General features: G+C 68.8%; 21 protein-coding genes. 5 read left to right on the forward strand and 16 right to left on the reverse strand.

Features of this window, described 5'->3' with window-relative positions:
* Window positions 1-6: 6 nt before the first annotated feature.
* Complete coding sequence (locus ACLJPX_RS24940; protein WP_410602193.1) at window positions 7-1,803, forward strand: AMP-dependent synthetase/ligase; 1,797 nt, start codon at window positions 7-9, stop codon at window positions 1,801-1,803.
* A 64-nt stretch (window positions 1,804-1,867) separates the two neighbouring features.
* Here the strand turns inward: ACLJPX_RS24940 and ACLJPX_RS24945 are convergent, their stop codons facing one another.
* The 3 genes from ACLJPX_RS24945 to ACLJPX_RS24955 all read right to left on the reverse strand — a co-directional run bounded on the left by ACLJPX_RS24945 (window position 1,868) and on the right by ACLJPX_RS24955 (window position 5,315).
* Window positions 1,868-2,968 carry an FAD-dependent oxidoreductase gene (locus tag ACLJPX_RS24945; RefSeq protein ID WP_410602194.1) on the reverse strand — a complete coding sequence of 367 codons (1,101 nt, stop codon included), beginning with the start codon at window positions 2,966-2,968 and terminating at the stop codon, window positions 1,868-1,870.
* Window positions 2,969-3,035: 67 nt separating this feature from the next.
* Complete coding sequence (locus tag ACLJPX_RS24950) at window positions 3,036-3,983, reverse strand: ferritin-like domain-containing protein (RefSeq protein WP_410602195.1); 948 nt, start codon at window positions 3,981-3,983, stop codon at window positions 3,036-3,038.
* Window positions 3,984-4,070: 87 nt separating this feature from the next.
* Window positions 4,071-5,315, reverse strand: coding sequence for an aminotransferase class I/II-fold pyridoxal phosphate-dependent enzyme (locus ACLJPX_RS24955; protein ID WP_410602196.1), 1,245 nt, complete (start codon window positions 5,313-5,315; stop codon window positions 4,071-4,073).
* A gap of 176 nt (window positions 5,316-5,491) precedes the next feature.
* Here ACLJPX_RS24955 and ACLJPX_RS24960 point away from each other — a divergent pair, with 176 nt between their 5' ends.
* Complete coding sequence (locus tag ACLJPX_RS24960) at window positions 5,492-5,995, forward strand: hypothetical protein (protein WP_410602197.1); 504 nt, start codon at window positions 5,492-5,494, stop codon at window positions 5,993-5,995.
* Here ACLJPX_RS24960 and ACLJPX_RS24965 read toward each other — a convergent pair whose 3' ends face one another.
* The 13 genes from ACLJPX_RS24965 to ACLJPX_RS25025 form a co-directional block, all read right to left on the reverse strand.
* Window positions 5,996-6,490, reverse strand: a complete 495-nt coding sequence (locus tag ACLJPX_RS24965; RefSeq protein ID WP_410602198.1) for a hypothetical protein — start codon at window positions 6,488-6,490, stop codon at window positions 5,996-5,998. It lies immediately after the preceding gene.
* Complete coding sequence (locus ACLJPX_RS24970) at window positions 6,487-6,975, reverse strand: hypothetical protein (RefSeq protein WP_410602199.1); 489 nt, start codon at window positions 6,973-6,975, stop codon at window positions 6,487-6,489. The genes ACLJPX_RS24965 and ACLJPX_RS24970 overlap by 4 nt, the downstream gene beginning before the upstream one ends.
* A complete protein-coding gene (locus ACLJPX_RS24975; RefSeq protein WP_168214265.1) occupies window positions 6,975-8,210 on the reverse strand; it encodes an MCE family protein in 1,236 nt (411 codons plus the stop codon). Before ACLJPX_RS24975 ends, ACLJPX_RS24970 begins: the two co-directional genes overlap by 1 nt.
* On the reverse strand, window positions 8,207-9,418 hold the full coding sequence (locus ACLJPX_RS24980; RefSeq protein WP_410602200.1) for an MCE family protein: 1,212 nt from the start codon (window positions 9,416-9,418) through the stop codon (window positions 8,207-8,209). The genes ACLJPX_RS24975 and ACLJPX_RS24980 overlap by 4 nt, the downstream gene beginning before the upstream one ends.
* Window positions 9,415-10,605, reverse strand: coding sequence for an MCE family protein (locus ACLJPX_RS24985; protein ID WP_410602201.1), 1,191 nt, complete (start codon window positions 10,603-10,605; stop codon window positions 9,415-9,417). The genes ACLJPX_RS24980 and ACLJPX_RS24985 overlap by 4 nt, the downstream gene beginning before the upstream one ends.
* Complete coding sequence (locus ACLJPX_RS24990) at window positions 10,602-11,633, reverse strand: MCE family protein (protein ID WP_410602202.1); 1,032 nt, start codon at window positions 11,631-11,633, stop codon at window positions 10,602-10,604. Before ACLJPX_RS24990 ends, ACLJPX_RS24985 begins: the two co-directional genes overlap by 4 nt.
* Window positions 11,630-12,667, reverse strand: a complete 1,038-nt coding sequence (locus tag ACLJPX_RS24995; protein WP_410602203.1) for an MCE family protein — start codon at window positions 12,665-12,667, stop codon at window positions 11,630-11,632. The genes ACLJPX_RS24990 and ACLJPX_RS24995 overlap by 4 nt, the downstream gene beginning before the upstream one ends.
* Before the next feature lie 136 nt (window positions 12,668-12,803).
* On the reverse strand, window positions 12,804-14,120 hold the full coding sequence (locus ACLJPX_RS25000; RefSeq protein WP_410602204.1) for an MCE family protein: 1,317 nt from the start codon (window positions 14,118-14,120) through the stop codon (window positions 12,804-12,806).
* Window positions 14,117-14,965 (reverse strand): MlaE family ABC transporter permease, encoded by an 849-nt coding sequence (locus tag ACLJPX_RS25005; RefSeq protein WP_101606439.1) that lies wholly within the window; start codon window positions 14,963-14,965, stop codon window positions 14,117-14,119. Before ACLJPX_RS25005 ends, ACLJPX_RS25000 begins: the two co-directional genes overlap by 4 nt.
* Window position 14,966: 1 nt before the next feature.
* The gene (locus tag ACLJPX_RS25010; protein WP_101606438.1) at window positions 14,967-15,725 is read right to left on the reverse strand and encodes an MlaE family ABC transporter permease; all 759 of its coding nucleotides are present in this window, start codon (window positions 15,723-15,725) and stop codon (window positions 14,967-14,969) included.
* Window positions 15,726-15,843: 118 nt separating this feature from the next.
* Window positions 15,844-16,605: a glucose 1-dehydrogenase gene (locus ACLJPX_RS25015; RefSeq protein ID WP_410602205.1), complete on the reverse strand. Its 762-nt coding sequence runs from the start codon at window positions 16,603-16,605 to the stop codon at window positions 15,844-15,846.
* A 10-nt stretch (window positions 16,606-16,615) separates the two neighbouring features.
* Window positions 16,616-17,500 (reverse strand): 3-oxoacyl-ACP reductase, encoded by an 885-nt coding sequence (locus tag ACLJPX_RS25020; protein ID WP_410602206.1) that lies wholly within the window; start codon window positions 17,498-17,500, stop codon window positions 16,616-16,618.
* A 71-nt stretch (window positions 17,501-17,571) separates the two neighbouring features.
* Window positions 17,572-17,763 (reverse strand): ferredoxin, encoded by a 192-nt coding sequence (locus tag ACLJPX_RS25025; RefSeq protein ID WP_410602207.1) that lies wholly within the window; start codon window positions 17,761-17,763, stop codon window positions 17,572-17,574.
* A gap of 102 nt (window positions 17,764-17,865) precedes the next feature.
* Here ACLJPX_RS25025 and ACLJPX_RS25030 point away from each other — a divergent pair, with 102 nt between their 5' ends.
* The 3 genes from ACLJPX_RS25030 to ACLJPX_RS25040 are packed head-to-tail and all read left to right on the forward strand — an operon-like array spanning window position 17,866 to window position 21,638.
* Entirely contained in the window at window positions 17,866-19,047 is a 1,182-nt protein-coding gene (locus tag ACLJPX_RS25030; protein ID WP_410602208.1) for an acyl-CoA dehydrogenase family protein, read from the forward strand.
* A 9-nt stretch (window positions 19,048-19,056) separates the two neighbouring features.
* Window positions 19,057-20,130 (forward strand): acyl-CoA dehydrogenase family protein, encoded by a 1,074-nt coding sequence (locus ACLJPX_RS25035; RefSeq protein WP_410602209.1) that lies wholly within the window; start codon window positions 19,057-19,059, stop codon window positions 20,128-20,130.
* On the forward strand, window positions 20,127-21,638 hold the full coding sequence (locus ACLJPX_RS25040; protein WP_410602210.1) for a long-chain-fatty-acid--CoA ligase: 1,512 nt from the start codon (window positions 20,127-20,129) through the stop codon (window positions 21,636-21,638). Before ACLJPX_RS25035 ends, ACLJPX_RS25040 begins: the two co-directional genes overlap by 4 nt.
* Window positions 21,639-21,706 lie beyond the last annotated feature (68 nt).

Consider the following 21,706-nt stretch of genomic DNA (forward strand, 5'->3'; position numbering starts at 1 on the left):
TTCCTCGTGCGCGAATACAGCGCCCCCGCCGCCAATCCGGTGACCGACGACGAGAACCTCGCGGACGTCGTCTGGGCGAACGCCGAGCGGTTCTCCGATGTCGTGAGTTTCCGCCGCCAGGTCGACGGAACCTGGTTGGACGTCACCGCCAAGGACTTCGCCGCCCAGGTTCTCGCCGTGGCCAAGGGAATGGCACAGGCGGGCATCGCACCGGGCGACCGGATCGGGCTCATGTCCAAGACCCGCTACGAATGGACCCTGATCGACTTCGCGATCTGGGCCGCCGGCGCGGTCACCGTCCCGATCTACGACACCTCCTCGGCCGAGCAGGTCCACTGGATCCTTTCGGACTCGGCGGCGAAGGGCGTGTTCGTCGAGACCGACGAGCACCTCGCGACGCTGGAATCCGTCAAGGGGCGCCTCGACACGCTGGAGCACACCTGGCAGATCGAGGCCGCCAAGCCCGCCGTCGACGACCTCACCGCCCAGGGCGCCGAGCTGAGCGACGACGACCTGCACGAGCGCCGCCGCACGGTGAAGGCGGGCGATCTGGCCACGATCGTGTACACGTCGGGCACCACCGGCCGCCCCAAGGGCGTCGAGCTGACCCACCGGAACCTCCTGGCCGAGATCCGCGCCGACATCGCCGCGTTCCCGCAGCTGATGGAGCAGGGCAACTCGCTGCTGGTGTTCCTGCCGCTCGCGCACGTCCTGGCCCGCGCCATCGCGGTGACGGCGCTCAGCGCGCGCGTGACCCTCGGGCACACCTCGGACGTCAAGAACCTCGTCGCCGACCTCGGCACCTTCCGGCCGACGTTCGTCGTCGCGGTGCCGCGCGTGTTCGAGAAGGTCTACAACGGCGCGAAGCAGAAGGCCCACGGCGACGGCAAGGGCAAGATCTTCGACGCCGCCGAAGCCACCGCGGTCGCCTACAGCCAGGCTCAGGACACCGGCGGCGCCGGGCTGGGCCTCAAGGTCAAGCACGCGCTGTTCGACAAGCTCGTCTTCAGCAAGCTGCGCGCGGCGCTGGGCGGCCGGTGCGTCGCGGCGGTGTCCGGCGGTGCCCCGCTCGGCGTGCGGCTGGCGCACTTCTTCCGCGGCATCGGCGTCCCGGTGTTCGAGGGCTACGGCCTGACCGAGACGTCCGCCGCGGCCTGCGTCGGCACCCAGGACGGGTTCCGCGTCGGCACCGTGGGACGGCCGGTCGCCGGGACCTCCGTGCGGATCGCCGAGGACGGCGAGATCCTGCTCAAGGGCGACGTCGTGTTCAGCGGCTACTTCAACAACCCCGAAGCGACCGCGGAAGCGCTGGAGGACGGCTGGTTCCACACCGGCGACCTCGGCGAACTGGACCGTGACGGATTCCTCAAGATCACCGGGCGCAAGAAGGAGATCATCGTGACGGCGGGCGGCAAGAACGTCGCCCCGTCCGGCCTCGAGGACACCATCAAGTCCAGCCCGCTGATCAGCCAGGCGATGGTGGTCGGCGACCAGCGGCCGTTCATCGGCGCGCTGATCACCATCGACGAGGAGTACTTCCCGTCGTGGAAGTCGCAGCACGGCAAGCCTTCCGACGCCACGGTGTCGGATCTGGCCGGTGACGCCGAACTGCGCGCCGAAGTCCAGCAGGCCGTCGATCAGGCCAACAGCGCGGTTTCGCAGGCCGAGGCGATCAAGAAGTTCACGATCCTCTCGAAGGACTTCACCGAGGCCGGTGGCGAGATCACGCCGAGCCTGAAGCTGAAGCGCAACATCGTGAACAAGAACTACGCGACCGACATCGAAGCGCTGTACAAGAAGTAAGCCAGCTGACTCGTGAGTGGTAAGGACGGTTCTAACCGTCCTTACCACTCACGAGGCCGGTCGCTCACTCGGCCGGGATCTTCGCGTCCCACTCGATGTGGTGCTGATAGAGCCAGTTCCGGTCCCGGTCGGGCGTCGTCCCCGACGACACCGCCGCGCTACCCGCCACCAGCTTCTCCACCCGCGCCCGCCGCAGCCGCTCGTAAGCGGCGAAAGCCGTTGGCACGTCAGGAAGATCCCGCAAGCACTGCGCCAGCACGACACTGTCCTCGAGCGCCATCGACGCGCCCTGCCCCGCGGCGGGCGAGGCCGCGTGCGCCGCGTCCCCCACGAGCACCATCGACGCGTTGGACCACACCGGCGTCGAAGGCACGTCGTAAGAGTGACCGCCGAAGACGTCGCCCCCCGTCGACTGGATGATTTCCGCGGCGGGCAACGGTTCCCCGTCGAAAGCGGCGAAGGCCGTCGAGCGCCATTCAGCGGCCGACAGACCGGTCCGCACTCCTTCGGCCGTGGGAAGCCGGGCGAACCAGTACGTCGAGCCGTCGGGAGCGCTGGTGTAGCCGAAGAAAGCGTGCAGGCTCTGGATCATCCGATAGAGGGACGGCGCCTGCGGGACACTCGTATCGGTCGTGTAGCCGTAGACGACGTCGAGGCCGGTCGAGCGCGGCGGCGGGCACGACGGGTCGATGAGGTTCCGGACGACCGACCGCAGGCCGTCGGCGCCGATCAGGATGTCGCCCTCGGCCGCGGTCCCGTCCTCGAAGCGAGCGACACCGAGCGTGGCCGAAACAAGCCTCTTCCCGCGCTCGAACGTGATCCCGCGCGAGATGGCTTCCTCTTGCAGCGCCCGGTAGAGCGCCGCGCGGGTCAGCGTCCGGGGTCCGGCGAGACCGTCGACGTCGAAGGAACGCCGCTCGACGGTCCGCCCGTCCGGCGTGACGAGTTCCAGACCGGCGGCGGCGAAGGAGTTCTCGATCACCGGTCCGTCGGCACCGATCGCGCGCAGGGCGTCCATGCCGTTGTGCATGAGCGTCAGGAACGCGCCCGCGTCCTCGCCGCCGGACTGGAACGCCTCGTGGACGCTCGCGTCGATTCCGGCCCGCCGCAACGCCATCGCGGTCACCGTGCCGGAGATACCGCCACCGATGATCACAGCCTTCACCGCAAACCACCCCCTGTCGTGTCGCCGTCACCCGACGGTACCGGGAAACGGCGACACGACAGAGGGGTCACGCGCCGCCGCTGGCCACGATGTCGCCGTTCACTCCCTTGGGGAAGAACCCGCCCTCCTTCACCGGGCCCGGGTTCAGGTAGACGACGTTCAGCACCCTGTCGGCGCTCCGGCCGAAGCAGATGCCGTTGTTGTCGGCGGGCACGATGTTGGCCTGGTTGCCGAGCACGATGCCCTGGTCGGCGTCGCCGGGACCGTCGAGGGCGTCGCGGGCGTTGGAGATCTTGGCCGCCGCGTCGCCGAGGTCCCGGTCGAACAGCGACGTCCGGATGGTGGCGGCGTGGTATGCCTCGGCGGCCAGGATGCCGGCGGCCGCGTCCAGGAAGGTCTTGTTGGTGATCAGCGGGGCGGCGCCCTTGTACGCCGTCACGCCGACGTCCTCGAACAGGAACGCCGCGAGCAGGAAGTTCTTCTCGTTGGCGAACGGGTCGAACTGCTGGTACTCGCTGATCAGCCCGGCCGCCCGCGCCGCGGCGGTGAAGCTGTCCTTGAGGTCGATCTCCGGGCGGGAGACGGCGGCCTCGCCCAGTGCGCCGCGCAGGAACTTGACGTGCGCGACCTCGTCGCCCGCGATCTCCTTCGCGAACTGGTGCAGCGCCTTGTCGTGGAACATCACCTTCTTGCCGCCGCGCACCCCGCCCTGGGTGCCGGCACCGCCGGTGAGGTCGTCCGGCAGGCCTTTGCCGTAGACGGCGAAGGAGTAGAACTCGGCTTCGAGGTATTCGAGGTTGAGCGCGAAGTTGAGCACGGCCGCGTCGCTGGGGGCGCCCGCGGCGGCAGCGGCGTCACCCGTGGCCGAAGCGGACGAAGTGGCCTGTACCCCGAGGTAGGTCGCGCCGACGACACCGAGCCCCGCCGCGCCGGCTGCCTTCAAGAACCGGCGGCGATCCGTGCGGTTCTCGGCGCTGCGCGAAATCAGGGTACGAACGAAGGGCTTTCCGAACACGAGTGGTTCCTCTCGTCTTTGCGGTGCACACCCACCCACTCGGACGTTCGGAACCACCCGTGACCCGGATTGGAAAAGATCTCGGAATTATTTCTTCGTAGCCGCCGCAAGGCGAACGCAGACCGCGAGACCGCGGATCGCCTCTTCGACTTCGGCCAGCTCAGGGTACGTCGGGGCGATGCGGATGACGGCGTCTTCGGGGTCGTCGCCGTACGGGTGCGTCGCACCGGCCGGGGTCAGGGCGATGCCCGCCTCCTTGGCCAGCCGCACGACCTCCTTGGCGGTCCCGGACGGCACGGTCAGCGAGATGAAGTACCCGCCGGTCGGCTTGGTCCAGGACGCGAGGCCCGATTCGCCCAGTTCCTTGGTGAGGATCTCGTCGACGGCCGCGAACTTCGGCCCGATGAGCCCGGCGTGCTTGCGCATGTGCTCGCGGACGCCGTCCTCGTCGCGCAGGAACTGCGCGTGCCGGAGCTGGTTGACCTTGTCCGGGCCGATGGTCCGCTTGCCGATGAGGCCGGTCCACCAGGCCAGGTTGGCCTCGGAGGCGCCGAAGAAGCCGACGCCGCCACCGGCGTAGGTCACCTTCGAGGTGGAGCCGAAGACGAACACGCGGTCGGCGTTGCCCGCTTCCGCGGCCAGCGCGAACAGGTCCGCCAGCGGCGCCTCGACGTCGGTGAGGTGGTGCACGGCGTAGGCGTTGTCCCAGAAGATCCGGAAGTCCGGGGCGGCCGTGGTCATCGCGGCCAGCCGGCGCACGGTGTCGTCGCTGTAGGTGACCCCGGTCGGGTTGCTGTACTTCGGCACGCACCAGATGCCCTTGACCGCGGCGTCCTCGGCGACGAGGCGCTCGACGACGTCCATGTCCGGGCCGGTCTCGGTGAGCGGCACCTGGACCAGCTCGATGCCGAAGCGCTCGGCCAGCGCGAAGTGGCGGTCGTAACCCGGGACCGGGCACAGGAACTTGACGCTCGCCTCGTCGGCCCAGCGGCGCTCGGCGCCGGGGAGCTTGCTGAGGAAGGCCTGCACGATCGAGTCGTGCATGAGCTCCAGGCTGGAGTTGCCCGCGGCCAGCAGCTGCTCGGCCGGGACCTGCAGCGGCCCGGCGAAGATGCGGCGGAGCTCGGGCAGGCCCTTGAGGCCGCCGTAGTTGCGGACGTCCGTGCCGTCCTCGGCCTTGCGCACATCTCCGGGGAGGGCGAGCAGTCCGTCGGCGAGGTCCAGCTGGCGGGGGGACGGCTTGCCGCGGGTGATGTCCAGGGAGAGGCCACGGTCGACGAGGGCCGCGTAGTCGCGGCGGGCGCTCTCGACATCGACAGGTGCAGTGGTCATGCCTAACGCTAAACCCGGCGGCGTCCGGCGTGAGACGAGGGTCGCCCAACGACGGCCCGTACAAGATCCGGTAACGGTTCCGGCGCGTTTTTCACCATTCGTAACGAGGCCAAATCCCCTAGTGACCGAGTCGTCTTTTCCCGCATTCTCGGTACATGGAGGAAAAGGGGAGAAGAATGGAAACACAGAAGTGGGCGGCGGTGACACTCATGGCCGCGGGAGCCTTGGCCGCGTGCGCGGTACCGCATCAGGGAACGGCGGTTCCGGCCGTCGCGGTGGCCCCTCCACCGAACACGATCGTGATCCAGCCACCGGCGGTCGCGGCACCGCCGCAGACGGTTTATGTCGCACCGCCGGCGACTCAGACCGTCTATCCCGCACCCGCTGTCCCGGTGGCGCAAACGGTGATCGCCTACTACGACGCGATCAACCGGCGTGATTTCCTCACCGCGTGGAATCTCGGTGGCCAACGGCTGGCGAAAGGCGGCACTTATGCCTCCTACGCCAAGGGATACGCGACGACTTCGTGGGCCGCTCTCACCGTGACGAGCGTGAGCGGCAACACCGTGTACGTCGATCTTTCGGCCCGGCAGACCGATGGTTCGCTACGCACTTTTTCCGGTTCTTACACCGTTTCCGGCGGCGCGATCACCGGGGCGAACATGAAGCGCCTCTCGTGATCACAGCGCGGTGAGCTGTGAGACCTTCCACCGGCCGTCGATCCGGACAGCGGTGACCGAAAGCTGGGAGACCGACGACTGCGGCGCGCCCCCGCCCGCGGCGATCGTCTGCTGGTCGAGGAACAACAGCACTTCCGCCTGGTCGCCGCGCAACGACCGGACACCGAGCGAACGAACCGTCGTCGTGCGCACCAGCTTCTGTTCTTCGGCCCGCTTGCGCGCCGACGCGAACTGGTCCCGGTACTGCCCGGTCGCCTCGCCGGTCAGCACGTCGGCGGCGGCCCGCTCGGTCCGCACGAGGTTGCTGTAGTCGTAGGAGAAAACGGCCTTCACCCCGGCGCCGACCTGGTCCGCGACCTCGGCCGTGGCGGCCTGGTCCACCAGCGCCGCATTGCCGTCTGAACCCAGCGAAGACGCCTGGAAGCCGAACCACACCGCGCATCCGGTGGCCAGCACGATGATCGCGACGAGGATCCGCTGCGTACGCCCGGTCATGAACCCGCCGCCTGTACCGCGCTGACCTTCCAGCCGTCTTCGACGCGCTGGTAGTCCACGGTCAGCCTGCTCACCTTGGGCGCGGCCGATCCGCCGCCGGTGCTGACCTGCACGTCCAGCACCGCCATCAGCCGCGCCGTCCCGGCGACGGCGTCGAGTTCGGTGACCGCGGCCTGCTTGAGCTTCGCGGTCGCGACGGTCTTGCCGGTGTTCGCCCGGTCGATCTGGGTCTGCCGGTCGCCGGTGAGGTCCTTGCCGAGCCGTCCGGTGGTGACGCCGAGCCAGCGGTCGACGTCCTGGGCACCGGTGCGGTAGTCGATCGTGTTGAGCACTTCCAGCTGGCCCGACGCGGCGGCGAGGACGGCCTCCCGTTCCCGGCCGCGGGCCAGGCCGTCGTCCTGGGAGGCGCTCCACCACGACCAGCCGAACCAGGCGGCCGCGAGGACCGCCAGCGCGGCGACGACGGTCAGTGCGCGGGTGAGCATCACTTGCCGCCCAGCAGCGCGCCCAGCCCGCCCGGACCGGACCCGCTGAGCAGGCTCAGCACGCCGGGCAGCTGCGCGGATTCCGCCGCCTGAGGGGTCTGCTTCGGCCGCTCCGGCACCGCAGGCGGCTTCCCGGCATAGGGCGCGTTCTGCGAGCCTCGCACGCCTGTGGGGCTCCCTGGAGGCTCGGCACAGTACGCCTGGGTGTTCACCGGCGCTTCGGTGGTGTCGTTGGCAGGACGCTGTTTCGTGCCCTCGTAGCCCTTCGTGCACGAGACCGGGTCGAAGAAGTTGAACACGACGCCGAGGTGCCCCGTGCCGTCCGGCGACGTCGACCGCGAGAACGCCGAGATGATCGGGTACGCGACGAGGAGTTCCTCGATCGCGTCGGTGCGGGCGGAGGTGATCTGGGCGGTGGTGAGCGTGTTCGCGAACAGCACCCCGAGGTCGGTCCCCGAAACCGCCAGCACGTCGCTGATCTGGCGGCTCAGTTTGGGCGCTTCGTCGATCACGCGCCGGAGATCCGGGTCGGACGTCTTCAGCTGCGCGGCGATCGTCTTGAGCCCGCTGGAGAACTTCGTGATGTTGTCGCCCTGGCGCCGCTGGGTGTCCAGCACCGTCCGCGAGTTGGCCAGCAGGCCCTGGGTGTCGGGCAGGTATTGCGTCGCCGTCGCGGTGAGGGAACCGGTGCTGTCCAGCAGTTGCCGCAGATCCGGGCCGGCGTCGGCGAACGCCTCGTAGGTCTCGTCGACGACGGTCTTGAGCGATTCGGGCTTCACGCTCGACACCAGTTTGTCCAAATTGGACAGCACGGTGTCCGGCGCGAGCGGGATCGACGTCTTGTCCCGCTTGATGACCGAGCCCTGCGCGAGATACGGCCCGTTTTCGTGCATGGGCAGCAGATCGACGTACTGCTCCCCCACCGCCGACCGGTTCGCGACCGCGGCCTTCGTGTCCGCGGGGATCTTCGGCGCGCCCGAATCGATGTCGAGGCCGAGGTCGATGCCGTGCTCGGTGAGCGTCATCGAGGCGACCTTGCCGACCGCGACGCCGCGATAGGAGACCTCGGCGTTGACGAAGATCCCGCCGGAGTCCACGAGCTGCGCGGTGACGAGATAGCCGCGGGTGCCGAACAGCCGGTCCAGCCCCGCGTACTTGCCGCCCGCGTAGACGACCGACACCACCGCGATGACGACGAACACCGCGAGCTGGATCTTGGTCTTGCGCGTGATCACCGGCCACCTCCCAGGATCGGCCCGAGGAGCCCGCCGAGGACGCCGCCCAGCACATCCCCTTGCGGTGTCCGGGGCGCCTGCGGGAGATCACCGGTGGGCAGCGGCAGCACGGGCGGCGCGGCGCCGTTGTTGAACGGGATCGCGCCGGGAGTTCCGGTGCCCTGGCTCCCCGGCAGCTGGATGATCGGCTGCGACGAGTTGTTCATGTTCTCGAGGAACGTGTCCAGGTTCAGGTCGATCTTGGCTTCCACGTTCGCGTAGTCGCCCTTGATCACGTTGCCCGCGTAGTCCGGGAACGGATACGTGAGCAGGATCCGCAGCGCGGTCGGCAGGTCCTGGCCCGCCTCGGTCAGCTTCTTCAGCGTCGGCTGCAACGCCCGGAGGTTCGCCACCAGCTGATCGCCGCTGGCCTTGATCGTGTCGGTCGCGACCCCGGACAGCGTGTTCAGCGACCGCAGCATGCCGACGAGCTGATCCCGTTGCTCGGTCACGACCTTGAGTCCCGGCGAAAGGTTGTCGAGCGCGTTCGTGAGGTTCTGCGTCTGGCCGACCAGGGTCTTGGACAGCTTGTCGAGACCGTCGATGGCCCGCAGGATCTCGCCCTTGTGCCCGTCGAGTTCGGTGGCCAGCGTGTCCACCCGGGACAGCAGCGCGCGGACCTCGGCCTCGTTGCCGGTGAGCGCTTCGTTGAGTTCGTGGCTGATCTTCTGGATCTGCTCGACCCCGCCGCCGTTGAGCAGCAGGGAAAGCGCGCCGAGGACCTCTTCGACCTCGGGGTTGCGGTTCGTGCGGTCCAGCGGGATCTTCGCACCCTCGGCGAGGGCGCCTTCGGGTTTGACACCGGACGCCGCGTGCAGGTCGACGAACTTCTCCCCCAGCAGGCTCGACTGCCGGAGTTCGGCACGCGCGTTCGCGGGGAGCGCGATGTCGCCGTTGACGACCATGCTCACCCACGCCGAGCGGGTGTCCGGCGCGAGGTCGATCTTCTCGACCCTGCCGACCGGGACGTCGTTGACCTTCACACTCGCCTGCGGAACGAGGTCGAGCACGTCGGAGAACTGCGCGGAGAGCCGGTACGGATGGTCACCGAGGTCGGCGCCACCGGGCAGCGGGGTGTTGTACAGCCCCGAGAAACCGCCGTCGCTGCAGCCGGCCAGCACCAGGACGCCCGCCATCACCCCCGCGATCTTCTGCCGCTGCCGCCTCATTTCGGGAGCCCCTTGCTCATGACGTCGATCAGCGGGAGCGGCAGCGGCGGCAGTTCACCGCTCTGCAGCGAGGCCAAGACCTGCGGGACGGACGGGAGTTTCAGCGTGCCGTCGAGGATCGGCGCGAGCTGCTTGCAGATGCCGCCGAGCGCGTCCGGGATCGGCTTGGGCGTGCTCGCGCTGATCAGGCGGCAGACGGTCAGGATCGGCGGATGCGTCAGTTCGTTCAGGTTGTCCCGCACCGCGATCGTGCCGGACGCCGCGTCGTAGGAGTTGATGAAGTTGGTCGCCCCGGTCGGCGCGATGTCGATCACCTCGGCGAGCGAGGCCCGCTGGTCCACGAGCACCTTCGTCAGCCCGGCCAGCTTGTCCACATTGGACGAGAGCAGGTCCTTGTTCTCCGCGACGAACTTCTCGACGTCGCCCATCGCCGTCGCCAGCGAGCTCAGCGCGGCGCCGACGTCGGCGGAGTCCGCGGCCAGGAACCCGCTCACGTCGGCGGCCCGGCGGTAGAACTCGTTGAGCTGCTTGTCGCTGTCGGCGAGCGCGCCGGTGAAGGAGTTCAAGTTCTGCACCGTGGTGAACAGATCGCCCTTGGACCCGTCCAGCGTCTTGGCCAGTTCGGACAGCCTCGTCACCGTCGTGTTGAGGTTCTTCCCGTTGCCGTCGAGGTTCGCCGCGGCGGTGTCGAGCACGTCGGACAGCGCGCCGTTCTTGTTGGCGCCGTTGGGTCCCAGGCTCGTCGAGAGTTTGTCGAGGCTCGTGTAGAGGTCGTCGAGTTCGGCCGGTGTCGCCGTCTTCTCCTTGGTGATCACCGTGTCCGTGGCCATTTCGGGGCCACTCTCGTACGCCGGGGTCAGCTGGACGTACCGGTCGCTCACCAGGCTCGGCGAGACGACGACGGCTCCCGCGTCGGCCGGGATCGGGGTGCCGTCGTCGATCCGCATGTCGACCCGGACCGCTTCGCCCTGCGGCGTCACGCCGGTGATCTCGCCGACCTTCACCCCGAGCACCCGGACCGACGATCCCGCGTAGAGCCCGACGGTCTTCCCGAAGTAGGCGCTGATCCTGGTCCCGCCGGGCTCCTTGAACACCAGCCACAGACCGGCTGTCACGATCAGTACGAGGACGCAGGCGAACGCGACCCAGGTGTAGACGGTGCGCCCGGTGCGGGTGTGGATGGTCATCGTCCGCCCACCCCCTGGTTCGGCGCCGCGATCGGCGGGGTGCAGCCCTCCGGGTTGACCTGGAACGCGCCCGCGATGATCGTCGGCGGCAGCAGGCCGCACAGATAGCCTTCGAACCAGCGCCCGTTGCCGGTCGCGTTGGCGCCGACCCGCGCGAACGGCGCCATCAGCGCGAGGCTGCGGCTGAGGTTGTCCTGGTTGCGCTGCAGGATGTCGGTGACCTTCCCGAGTTTCTCCAGCGTCGGCTTCAACTGCTGCCGGTTGTCGGCGACGAGACCGGACAGCTGGGCGGAAACCTGTTGCGTGCCCTTGAGCAAGGTGCTGATCGCGTCCTTCCGGTTCTGCAGTTCGGCGAGCAGGAGGTTGCCGTCATCGAGGATCCGCTTCAGCTGGGCGTTGCGATCGGACAGCGTCTTGGACACCTTGCTCGTGTTGGCCAGCAACGTCTTCAAGTCGCCGTCGCGCGAGGAAACCGTCCTGGACAGGGAGGAAAGCCCGCCCAGCGCGTCCTTCAGGTATTGCGGGCTGTCCTTGAGCGCGTCGGACAGGACGGTGAAACTCGACGCCAGCTGCGCGGTGTCGATCTCGCCGACCGTGCCCGAGAGCTGCTGGAACGCGTCCTGCAGTTCGAACGGCGTCCGCGTGCGGTCGAGCCCGATGGTGGCGTTCGGATCCTGGCTCGCCTTGCCCTTCGGCGTCAGCGCCAGGAACTTCTCGCCCAGCAGCGTCTTGATCTCGATCGACGCCGAGGTCGCGTCGCCGACCCTGGCATCCTTGACCCGGAACTTCACCAGCACCTTCTTGCCCGCCAGTTCCACCGAGCTGACCTGGCCGACCTTGACCCCGGCGATCTGGACCTCGTTGTCCGGCGCCAATCCGGCCGATTCGCCGAAATACGCCGAGTACGTCGTCCCGCTGCCGAAGAACGGGATCCGGTCGGAGAAGTACGTCGTCGCCGTGATCAGCACGATCAGAATGAGCGTCACCGCCCCGACCGCGGCCTGGTTGCGTTGCTTCAGCGGCTTCACGGCCCGCACCTCTCCGGTCGCTGCGTGCCGGGCAGCGGCGTGATCGGCAGTTCGATGTTGAGCGACTTGATGCCGATGCTGCCGGAGATCCCGCACAGGTAGTAGTTGAACCAGCTGCCGTAGCTCAGCGTCCTGGTGAACTTCTGCAGGTTGCCCGGCAGCACCTGGAGCAGATGGTCGAGCAGCTGTTCGGAGTCGCCGAGGTTCTGCGACAGGGCCCCGAGCTGGACGACGTCGTCCTTGAGCGCGGGCCGGGCGTCGGCGAGCAGGCCCGTCGTGGCGACGGTGAGGTCACCCAGTGCCGTGACCGCCTCCCCGATCGGCTTCCGCTGCTCGGCGAGCCCGGTGACCAGCCGCTGGGTCTGGTCGATCAGCTCGCCCAGCTGCGGCGAGCGCTTCTCGACCGTGCCGAGCACCGTGTTGAGGTTCGCGATGACGTCACCGATGATCTTGTCCTTGCCCGCGATGGCCGACGTGACCGACGCGGTGTGCGCGAGCAGGCTGGTGATCGTGCCGCCCTCGCCCTGGAAGACCTGGATGATCTCGTAGGAGAGCTTGTTGACGTCCTCGGGGTTCAGCGCGCGGAAAAGCGGTTTGAACCCGTTGAAGAGCACGGTCAGGTTCAGTGCCGGTTTGGTGCGCTCGGGCGGGATGATCCCGCCGCGCGGCAACGACTTCTCGTCCCCGAGGTCCGTGCCGAGCGAGAGGTACCGCTGCCCGACCAGGTTGCGGTACTTGATGGTCGCGGTCACCGAGGCGGGCAGCCGGTGCGTGGTCTGGACGTCGAAGTGGACCTGGGCGAAGTTCTTCTCACCCTCCTCGACTTCGATCGCGCCGACCTGTCCGACCTTCACGCCGACGATGCGGACGTCGTCGCCCTCCTTGAGCCCGGACGCGTCGGTGAACTTGGCCGTGTAGCCCGAGGTCTCGCCGAAGTTGGTGTTCGCGATGGTGGCGCCGAGGATCGCGGTGAGCAGCACGGTGACCACGGCGAAGACGAGGATCTTGACCAGATCCGGCACGAAGGACCTCATCGGACCGCCCTCCCGTCTACCGCGGCGCGGGGGCTGAAGGACGCCTTGCCCTCATCAGACGCGGTGAAAGCTCCCTTCACCGCGTCGCATGCGGCGAAGGGCCCCTTCAGCCCGGCCCGAACGGCTGACGTGGTCCTCATCGCAGTTCCACCTCCGCGCCCCGGTACAGCGGCCCCACCAGCAGGCTGCCCCAGTTCGGCACCTGGTCCGGCGTCGTCCCCATCGCCGGCGACACGAGCAGGTCGATCAGCCGTTGCTCGTCCGGCGTGTTCACCACCGAGCCGCCCGCGCTCCCGCCGGAAGGCAGGGTGCCGTCGGGATCACGTGGCGGCGCGGGTTTCGAGGACCCGTCGTCGATCGCGCCGTCCGGCGGGTACTGCGGCCAGCGTCCCGGCGGCGGGACCTCCGGATAGCACCGAGGGCCGCGTTTGTCGTTGTACTTCGGCTCGTCGACGCCGGGCAGGTACTTGCCGCGGCTCGGCGTGAACTCGATCGTCACCCGGCTGACCTCGGGATGCGCGGTGCCCTTGCCGAACGCGAGTTCCGCACGGGGCACCGATCCGGCCAGCTGCTTGAGCAGGCAGGGGTACTCCGGCGCGTACTTCGCGAGGACGTCCAAAGTGGGCTGGAGGCTGCTGGTGAGGCGGATCAGGTTGTCCTGGTTCACTTTCAGGAAGCTCGTCAGGTCGAGCGACGCCGCGGTCACCGTCGAGTAGACGTCGGCGAGACCGCGCTGGCTCTCGACCAGGGTCTTGCTCGTGGTGGTCAGGTCCGACAGCGCGGCCAGCAGATCCGGCGCGGCCTTGTCGTAGATCTTGGCGGCGTCGGCCAGTCCGGTGATGTCGGCCTTGAGATCGGGCAGCGACGGGTTCACCTTGCCGAGATAGTCCGAAAGCCCCGCCAGCGTCGAGCCGAGCTGCTTGCCCTGACCGTCCAAAGCGGACGCGACGGCGTTGAGCGTACTGGCCATCTTCTCCGGCTGGACGGCCTGCAGCAGCGGCATCACGTTGCCGAGTACGGTTTCCAGCTCGATCGCGCTGCTGCTGCGGTCCTGCGGGATGACGTCGCCCTCGCCGATGTGCCGCTCCGGCCGTTCGGGAATCTGCAAAGCGACATAGCGCTCACCGAACAACGTCTTCGGCAGCAGCCGCGCGGACACATTGGACGGGATGACCGGCGTCATGTCCGGCTGCAGCGCCAGGTCCATCGTCGCGCGATCACCGTGGGCCCGGATCGACCGCACCTCGCCGACGACCATCCCGCGCACCTTGACGTCCGCGCCCTCGCGCATCTGGTTGCCGATGCGGTCGGTCTCCAGTTTCACCAGGGTCACCGTGGTGAAGGCCTTCTGGTAGAAGGCGATGGTGGTGACGAAGAACAGCACGACCACCACGAGGAAGACCAGCCCGAGCACCTGGTGCCGGAGCCGCTGCAGCAGTGTCCCCCTGTTCACCCGGAAATCCTCACCGTCGTTGTGGCGCCCCAGATCGCGAGGCTCAGGAAGAAGTCGAGCACCGAGATCAGCACGATCGCCGTCCGCACCGCGCGGCCGACCGCGACCCCGACCCCGGCGGGCCCACCGCTGGCGGTGTAGCCGTAGTAGCAATGGGACAGGATGACGAGCACGCTGAAGATGATCACCTTGAGGAACGACCAGAGGACGTCCTCGGGCGGCAGGAACAGCGTGAAGTAGTGGTCGTAGGTGCCCGCGGACTGGCCGTAGAGCCAGATGGTGATCTGCCGCGAGGCGAGATAGGACGAGAGCAGGCCGACGGCGTAGAGCGGGATGACCGCGGTGACGCCGGCGATCACCCGTGTCGTCACGAGGTAGGGCATGCTCGGCACGCCCATCACCTCGAGCGCGTCGATCTCCTCGGAGATCCGCATCGCGCCGAGTTGCGCGGTGAAGCCGCAGCCGACGGTGGCCGAAAGCGCGAGCCCGGCCGAAAGCGGCGCGACCTCGCGGGTGTTGAAGTAGGCCGAGATGAACCCGGTCAGCGCGGCGGTGCCGAGCTGGTTCAGCGCCGAGTAGCCCTGCAGGCCGACGATGAGACCGGTGAACAGCGTCATCCCGATCATCACGCCGAGCGTCCCGCCGATCACCGCGAGCGCGCCGGTGCCGAAGCTGACTTCGGTCAGCAGGCGGAAGACCTCACGGCCGTAGCGCCGGATCGTGCGCGGCGTCCAGGCCAGCGCACGGAAGTAGAAGGACAGTTGCCCCCCGAAGCCCTCCAGCATCGCGCCGGGGCGCGCGATGATCTCCAGGGTCCGGTCCGAAACAGCGGGTTCGGCTGCCATGTCACATCGCCTTCGGCGGCACGATCCGCAGGTAGATCGCCGTCAGCACGACGTTGATCAGGAACAGCAGCAGGAACGTGATGACCACGGCCTGGTTCACCGCGTCGCCGACGCCCTTCGGCCCGCCCGCCGGGTTCAGCCCGCGGAAGGCCGCGACCACCCCGGCGACGAAGCCGTAGAGCAGCGCCTTGATCTCGCTGATCCACAGGTCCGGCACCTGCGCGAGCGCGTTGAAGCTGGCGAGGTACGCGCCCGGGGTGCCGCCCTGCATGACGACGTTGAAGAAGTAGCCGCCGAGCACCCCGACGACACTGACCAAACCGTTCAGCAGCACCGAAACCACGATCGCGGCCAGGACGCGGGGCACGATCAGGCGCTGGATCGGGTTGACCCCGAGCACCTCCATCGCGTCGATCTCTTCGCGGATCTTGCGGGCGCCGATGTCTGCGCAGACCGCGCTGCCGCCCGCGCCCGCCACCAGCAGCGCGGTGATCAGCGGGCTGGCCTGCTGCACGATCGCGAGCGCACTGGCCGCGCCGGTGAACGACTGCGCGCCGATCTGCTGCGTCAGTGATCCGAGCTGCAGCGCGATGACCGCGCCGAACGGGATCGCCACCAGCGCCGTCGGCAGGATGGTGACGCTGGCGAAGAACCAGCACTGCTGGATCCATTCGCGGAACTGGAACGGGCGTTTGAAGATCGCGCGCAGGACCTCCCACGACAGGGTCGCGAGCCTGCCGACCTGTGTGAGCGCACCCATACCCGGGACGGACACCGACGCTCCCACAGAACCTCCCAGTAGCCTGCCCCGAGTCTTACTCCACCTGTCAACGCCCCATTGCGTCAGCGGTGTTCACTTTGCTCTCGGCACCTCCGCGCTAGAACTTGAGTGCGTGTGTGGCCGTCGCGCCGCCGTCGGCGACGAATTCCGAGCCCGTGCTGTACGAACTTTCGTCACTGGCCAGGAACAACACGAGTTTCGCGATGTCTTCCGGCTGCCCGACGCGGCCCAAGGCGACTTTCTTGCCGACCCACGACATGTCGATCTTCTGCCCGCCCGCCGCCGCGGCGACCATCGGCGTGTCGATCGCGCCGGGATGGACCGAATTGACCCGGATGTTCTTCGCGCCGAGTTCGAGCGCCGCGACCTTGGTCATCCCGCGGATCGCGAACTTGCTCGCGGTGTAGGCGACGAGGAACGGCATCCCGGCGAGTCCTTCCACAGAGGACACGTTGACGATGGAGCCGCCTCCGGCCCCGGTCATCGGTTCAACGACCGAACGCATCCCGAGAAACGCCCCGATCTGATTGACCCGGATGACGCGTTCGTAGTCGGCCAGCGTGGTCTTGCCGAGTTCCGAGAAATGCAGGATGCCCGCGTTGTTGACCAGCACCGTCGGCGGGCCGAACTCGGAGACCGTGCGCTCGATCGCGGCGTCCCACTCGGCCTCGTCGCCGACGTCGAGATGCTGGTAGACGGCGGCCTCGCCGAGATCCGCGGCGAGTTTCTTGCCGTCGAGGTCGTTGATGTCGGCGATCACCACCCGCGCGCCCTCGGCGACGAACAGCCGTGCGGCCGCCTCACCCTGGCCACGGGCACCGCCGGTGATCAGGGCTACCTTGCCGTCGAGCCTGCCCATCGTCATCTCCTCACGGCAGCGACATGATTTCGGATGCGGAGAACATGCGTTCCGGGTCGCGGTCGGCGAAGTAGCCGCCCACGGATCCGGCGAGTTCTTCGGTGGTCCAGGTGCCGTTGGCGGTGTCGAACCGCTGCTCCACCGACGGCGGCCGCATGAGCGCGACCATCCCGCCGTAGACGAGGAACACCTGGCCGTTGACCCGGTCGGACTCGGGCGAGCAGAGGAAGGACACGAACGGGGCCACGTGGTCGACCGAAAGCGGGTCGATTCCTTCTGGCGCGTCGGCCCCGAAGACCGCTTCGGTCATCGCGGTGCGGGCGCGCGGGCAGATCGCGTTGGCACGGACGCCGTAGCGGGAGAGGCCGCGCGCGGTGGAGACGGTGAGCGCGGCGATGCCCGCCTTGGCCGCGCCGTAGTTCGGCTGGCCGGGGGCACCGAGCAGGAAGGACTCCGACGCGGTGTTGACCACCCTTCCGTACACCGGCGCGCCGTCCACTTTGGACTTGTCGCGCCAGTACGCCCCCGCGTTGCGGGAAAGCAGGAAGTGCCCGCGCAGGTGGACGCCGAGCACGGTGTCCCATTCCTCGTCGGACATCGAGAACAGCATCCGGTCACGCAGGACGCCCGCGTTGTTGACCAGGACGTGGAGTCCGCCGAAATGGTCGACGGCGGCGGTGAGCAGCGCGTCCGCGGTCGAGGACTCCGACACGTCGCCGGTGACCGCGACGGCCTTGCCGCCCTCGGCCTCGATCTCGTCGGCCACCACCTGCGCCGCCGTCGAGACGTCGTTGACCACCACCGAGGCTCCCGCCGCGGCCAGCGCCAGCGCCTCGGCCCGGCCGAGTCCCGCGCCGGCTCCGGTGACGATGGCCGTCTTGCCGTCCAAACTCACTCCGGGCCTCCTTGCCTCTCCGCACACACTAGAATCTGTTCTTGCTCCGTGCAAGACCTAAATAAACGGTGCTAACCACGTATGAGCAGCGCGTTCTTCGGGCAGCTCGCCACAGCTTGAGTAACACGTTCTACTTGATTCGCCGGAACTTCGCCGGACGCGAGGACCAGCTCCTCCTCGTCGTCGAGATCGAAGACCTCGGGCGCGAAGCCGACACAGATCGCGTTCGCCTCGCAGAGCGAGCGATCGACGTCGATCTCCATATTCCCTCCTCGCCGCCGCACTGGTACAACTAGAACAGGTTCTACCCTACCGCCGCGGGCGGCCATGGCACCAGTAACGAGCACCGACGGCAGAGGTGACGGATGCGGATCGACTACACGCCGGAACAGCGCGCACTGGCCGGGGAACTGCGGGAGTACTTCGCCGGACTGATGACCCCCGAACGCCGTGAAGCCCTGTCCGGCGAAGGCGGCGAGTACGGCGACAGTGTGGTGTACAAGGAAATCGTGCGCGAGCTCGGCAGCTCGGGCTGGCTCGCGATCGGCTGGCCCCGCGAGTACGGCGGGCAGGACCGGCCGATGCTCGACCAGCTCATCTTCACCGACGAGGCGGCCGCCGCCGGGGTGCCCGTCCCGTTCCTCACGGTGAACACCGTCGGGCCGACCATCATGCGCTACGGCACCGAAGAGCAGAAGACGTTCTACCTGCCGAAGATCGCCGCCGGCGAACTGCATTTCGCGATCGGCTACTCCGAGCCCGGCGCGGGGACCGACCTGGCGGCGCTGCGCACCCGCGCGGTCCGCGACGGCGACGACTACGTGATCAACGGCCAGAAGATGTGGACGAGCCTGATCGAGTACGCCGACTACATCTGGCTGGCCGCCCGCACCGACCCCGACGCCCGCAGGCACAAGGGCTTGAGCATGCTGATCGTGCCGACGTCCGCGCCCGGCTTCTCCTGGACGAAGGTGCGCACGGTCGCCGGACCGGGCACCAGCGCGACCTACTACGACGACGTGCGGGTACCGGTGACTTCCCGGGTCGCGGGCGAGAACGAGGGCTGGCCGCTCATCACGAACCAGCTCAACCACGAACGGGTCGCGCTGACCTCGGCCGCCCCGATCCAGACGTCGTTGCGTGAAGTGCGGACCTGGGCGCAGACGACCAAACTGCCCGACGGCTCCCGCGTCATCGACGCGCCGTGGGTGCGGCTGCACCTGGCGCGGATCCACACCCACGCGGAGTACCTGAAACTGCGGAACTGGCGGATCGCCTGGGCGGCCGCGAGCAGCGATCTCGGCCCCGCGGAGGCTTCGGCGACCAAGGTGTTCGGCACGGAGTTCGCGACCGAGGCCTACCGGCTGATGATGGAGATCCTCGGCGCGGGCGCCGTGGTCCGCGAGGGCTCCCCCGGCGCCTTGCTGCGCGGCCGGGTCGAACGACTGCACCGGTCGTCGCTGATCCTCACCTTCGGCGGCGGCGCCAACGAGATCCAGCGGGACATGATCGCCGCGACCGCCCTCGGCCTGCCCATCACGCGCTAGGAGGCACAGATGGACTTCACGCTCACCGAAGCGCAACAGGATCTCGCGTCGCTCACGCGCCGGATCCTCACGGACAAGGTCACCCCCGACGTGCTGGGGCCGCACGGTTCCGGCGGGTTCGACGCTCCACTGTGGACCTCCCTGGCCCAGGCGGGAGTGGTCGACGCCGCCCTGCCGCAGTCGGTGGGCGGTGGCGGGTTCGGGCTGCTGGAACAGTGTTCCGTCCTGGCCGAGATCGGCCGCGCGGTCGCGCCGGTGCCCTACCTGACTTCGGTCGTGATGGGCGCGGCCGCAGTCTCCGAATTCGGGGACGGCAGGCTCGCCGAGCGCTGGGTGGTCCCGGTGCTGCGCGGCGACCACGTTCTCGCGGTGGCGCTGCCGGACTACGGCGTGCCCTGCGGCTTCACCGCCGAGGCCGACGGCGACGGCTGGCGGCTGACCGGCGCGCAGACCGCGGTGCCTTCGGGCGCTTTCGCGCACGGTTTCCTCGTCGAGGCCGCCCTCGACGGTGGCCGTCAGGTGTTCCTGCTCGACCGGGACTCGGTGACCGTCTCGCCGCAACGGACCGTCGACCACGCCGACGCGGCGCTGGTCGAACTGTCCGGCGCGAAGTCCGCGGTCTCGCTGGGCGACGTCGGCGAATGGCTGCGGCTGCGCGGGACGATCGGGGTCTGCGCGCAGCAGCTCGGCGTCGTCGAACGGGCGCTGGAACTGACCGCGGCGTACGCGCGGGAACGCAAGCAGTTCGGCCACCTCATCGGGAGTTTCCAGGCGGTGCGGCAACGGCTCGCCGACGCCTACGTCGATGTCGAAGCCGTCCGGCTGACGTTGTGGCAGGCCGCCTGGCGGCTGAGCGAAGGACTTCCGGCGGCCGAAGAGGTCGCGACGGCGAAGTTCTGGGCGGCCGAGGCCGGTCACCGTGTCGCGCACACCGCCGTGCACATCCACGGCGGGGTCGGCATCGACGTCGACCACACGCTGCACCGGTACTTCGTCGCGGCGAAGCGGCTCGAGTTCACCTTCGGCGGGGCGACCGCGCAGACGCGGGGCCTCGGCGATCTCCTGGCCGCGGACCCGGCATGACGCCCACGGTCACGGAACTCCTGCTCGCCCGGGCAGAAGACCCGTCGACCGGGCTGCTGTTCGAGGACCGGCGCTGGTCCTGGGCCGAACACGTCCGGGCCTGCGCCGGTCACGCGGCCGCGCTCACCCGGCTGCTGCGTCCCGGCGGGCATTTCGGGCTGCTGGCGGACAACGTCCCCGAGTTCTCGTTCCTGCTCGGCGGCGCGGCGCTGTCGGGACACGTGCTGGTCGGCCTGAACCCGACGCGCCGGGGCGCGGCGCTGGCCCGCGACGTCGCGCTGGCCGATTGCGAGCTGGTGCTCGCGGAGGAGAAGTACCTTCCGCTGCTGTCCGAGGCGGCTGTCCCGGTGCTGCCGTTGAGCGAGCTCGAACCGCTGCGGGAGGCGGTCGTTCCCGTGGCGGCGAAGCCCGAAGACCTGCTCATGCTGATCTTCACCTCGGGAACCAGCGGCGACCCGAAGGCCGTCCGGTGCACGCACGGCAAGATCGCGTATCCCGGCGCGATGCTGGCCGGCCGGTTCGGTCTGTCCACACAGGACACGGTGTACGTGTCGATGCCGATGTTCCACTCCAACGCCATCATGGCGGGCTGGTCGGTCGGGCTCGCCGCGGGCGCGGGGATCGCGTTGCGGCGCCGGTTCTCCGCCTCCGGGTTCCTCCCGGACGTCCGGGAGTTCGGCGCGACCTACGCCAACTACGTCGGCAAGCCACTGTCCTATGTGGTCGCCACTCCCGAGCGGGACGATGACGCCGACAACCCGCTGAAACTGTTGTACGGCAACGAAGGCACGGAGGCCGACCTCGCCGCTTTCGGCAAGCGGTTCGGCTGCCACGTGGTCGACGCGTTCGGTTCGACCGAGGGCGGCGTGAACTTCGGCCGGAACGCCACCACCCCGGCCGGTTCGCTCGGCCGCCTGCTCGACGGTGTCGCCATCCTCGATCCGGAGACCGGGAAACCCTGTCCCCCGGCGGAATTCGACGCGGCCGGGAAGCTGCTCAACGCCGCCGAGGCGGTCGGCGAACTGGTCAACACCGGTGGAGCGGGCTTCTTCGCCGGGTACTACGGCGATCCGGCCGCCGAGGCCGAGCGGATGCGCGACGGGATGTACCACACCGGCGACCTGGCCTATCTCGACGCGGACGGCTACTGCTACTTCGCCGGGCGGCTCGGCGACTGGCTCCGCGTCGACGGCGAGAACCTCGGCACCGCCCCGATCGAACGCGCGCTCCTCCGGCATCCGGCGGTCCGGGAGGCGGCCGTGTACGGCGTGCCGGATCCGCGGGTGGGCGACCAGGTGATGGCCGCACTGGTCTGCCGGGCGCCGGTCGACGCGGGCGAGTTCGCCGCTTTCGTGGTGGCACAAGGCGATCTCGGGCCGAAGCAGCGGCCCCGGTTCGTGCGGGTGGTCGAAGAACTGCCGCGGACGGCGACGCACAAGATACTCAAGCGGGAGCTCGCGGCCGAAGGTGTCGCCGAGGCCTGGGAAGTCCGCTACCCCCGCCCGTGATCCCCCCGGGATGGGTGGGATCCCAGGGTCGGGACCGGTGATCTTCCTGATGCCCTGGACCCGGCGCG

Source organism: Amycolatopsis sp. lyj-90 (assembly GCF_046549035.1).
Classification (GTDB): Bacteria; Actinomycetota; Actinomycetes; order Mycobacteriales; family Pseudonocardiaceae; genus Amycolatopsis.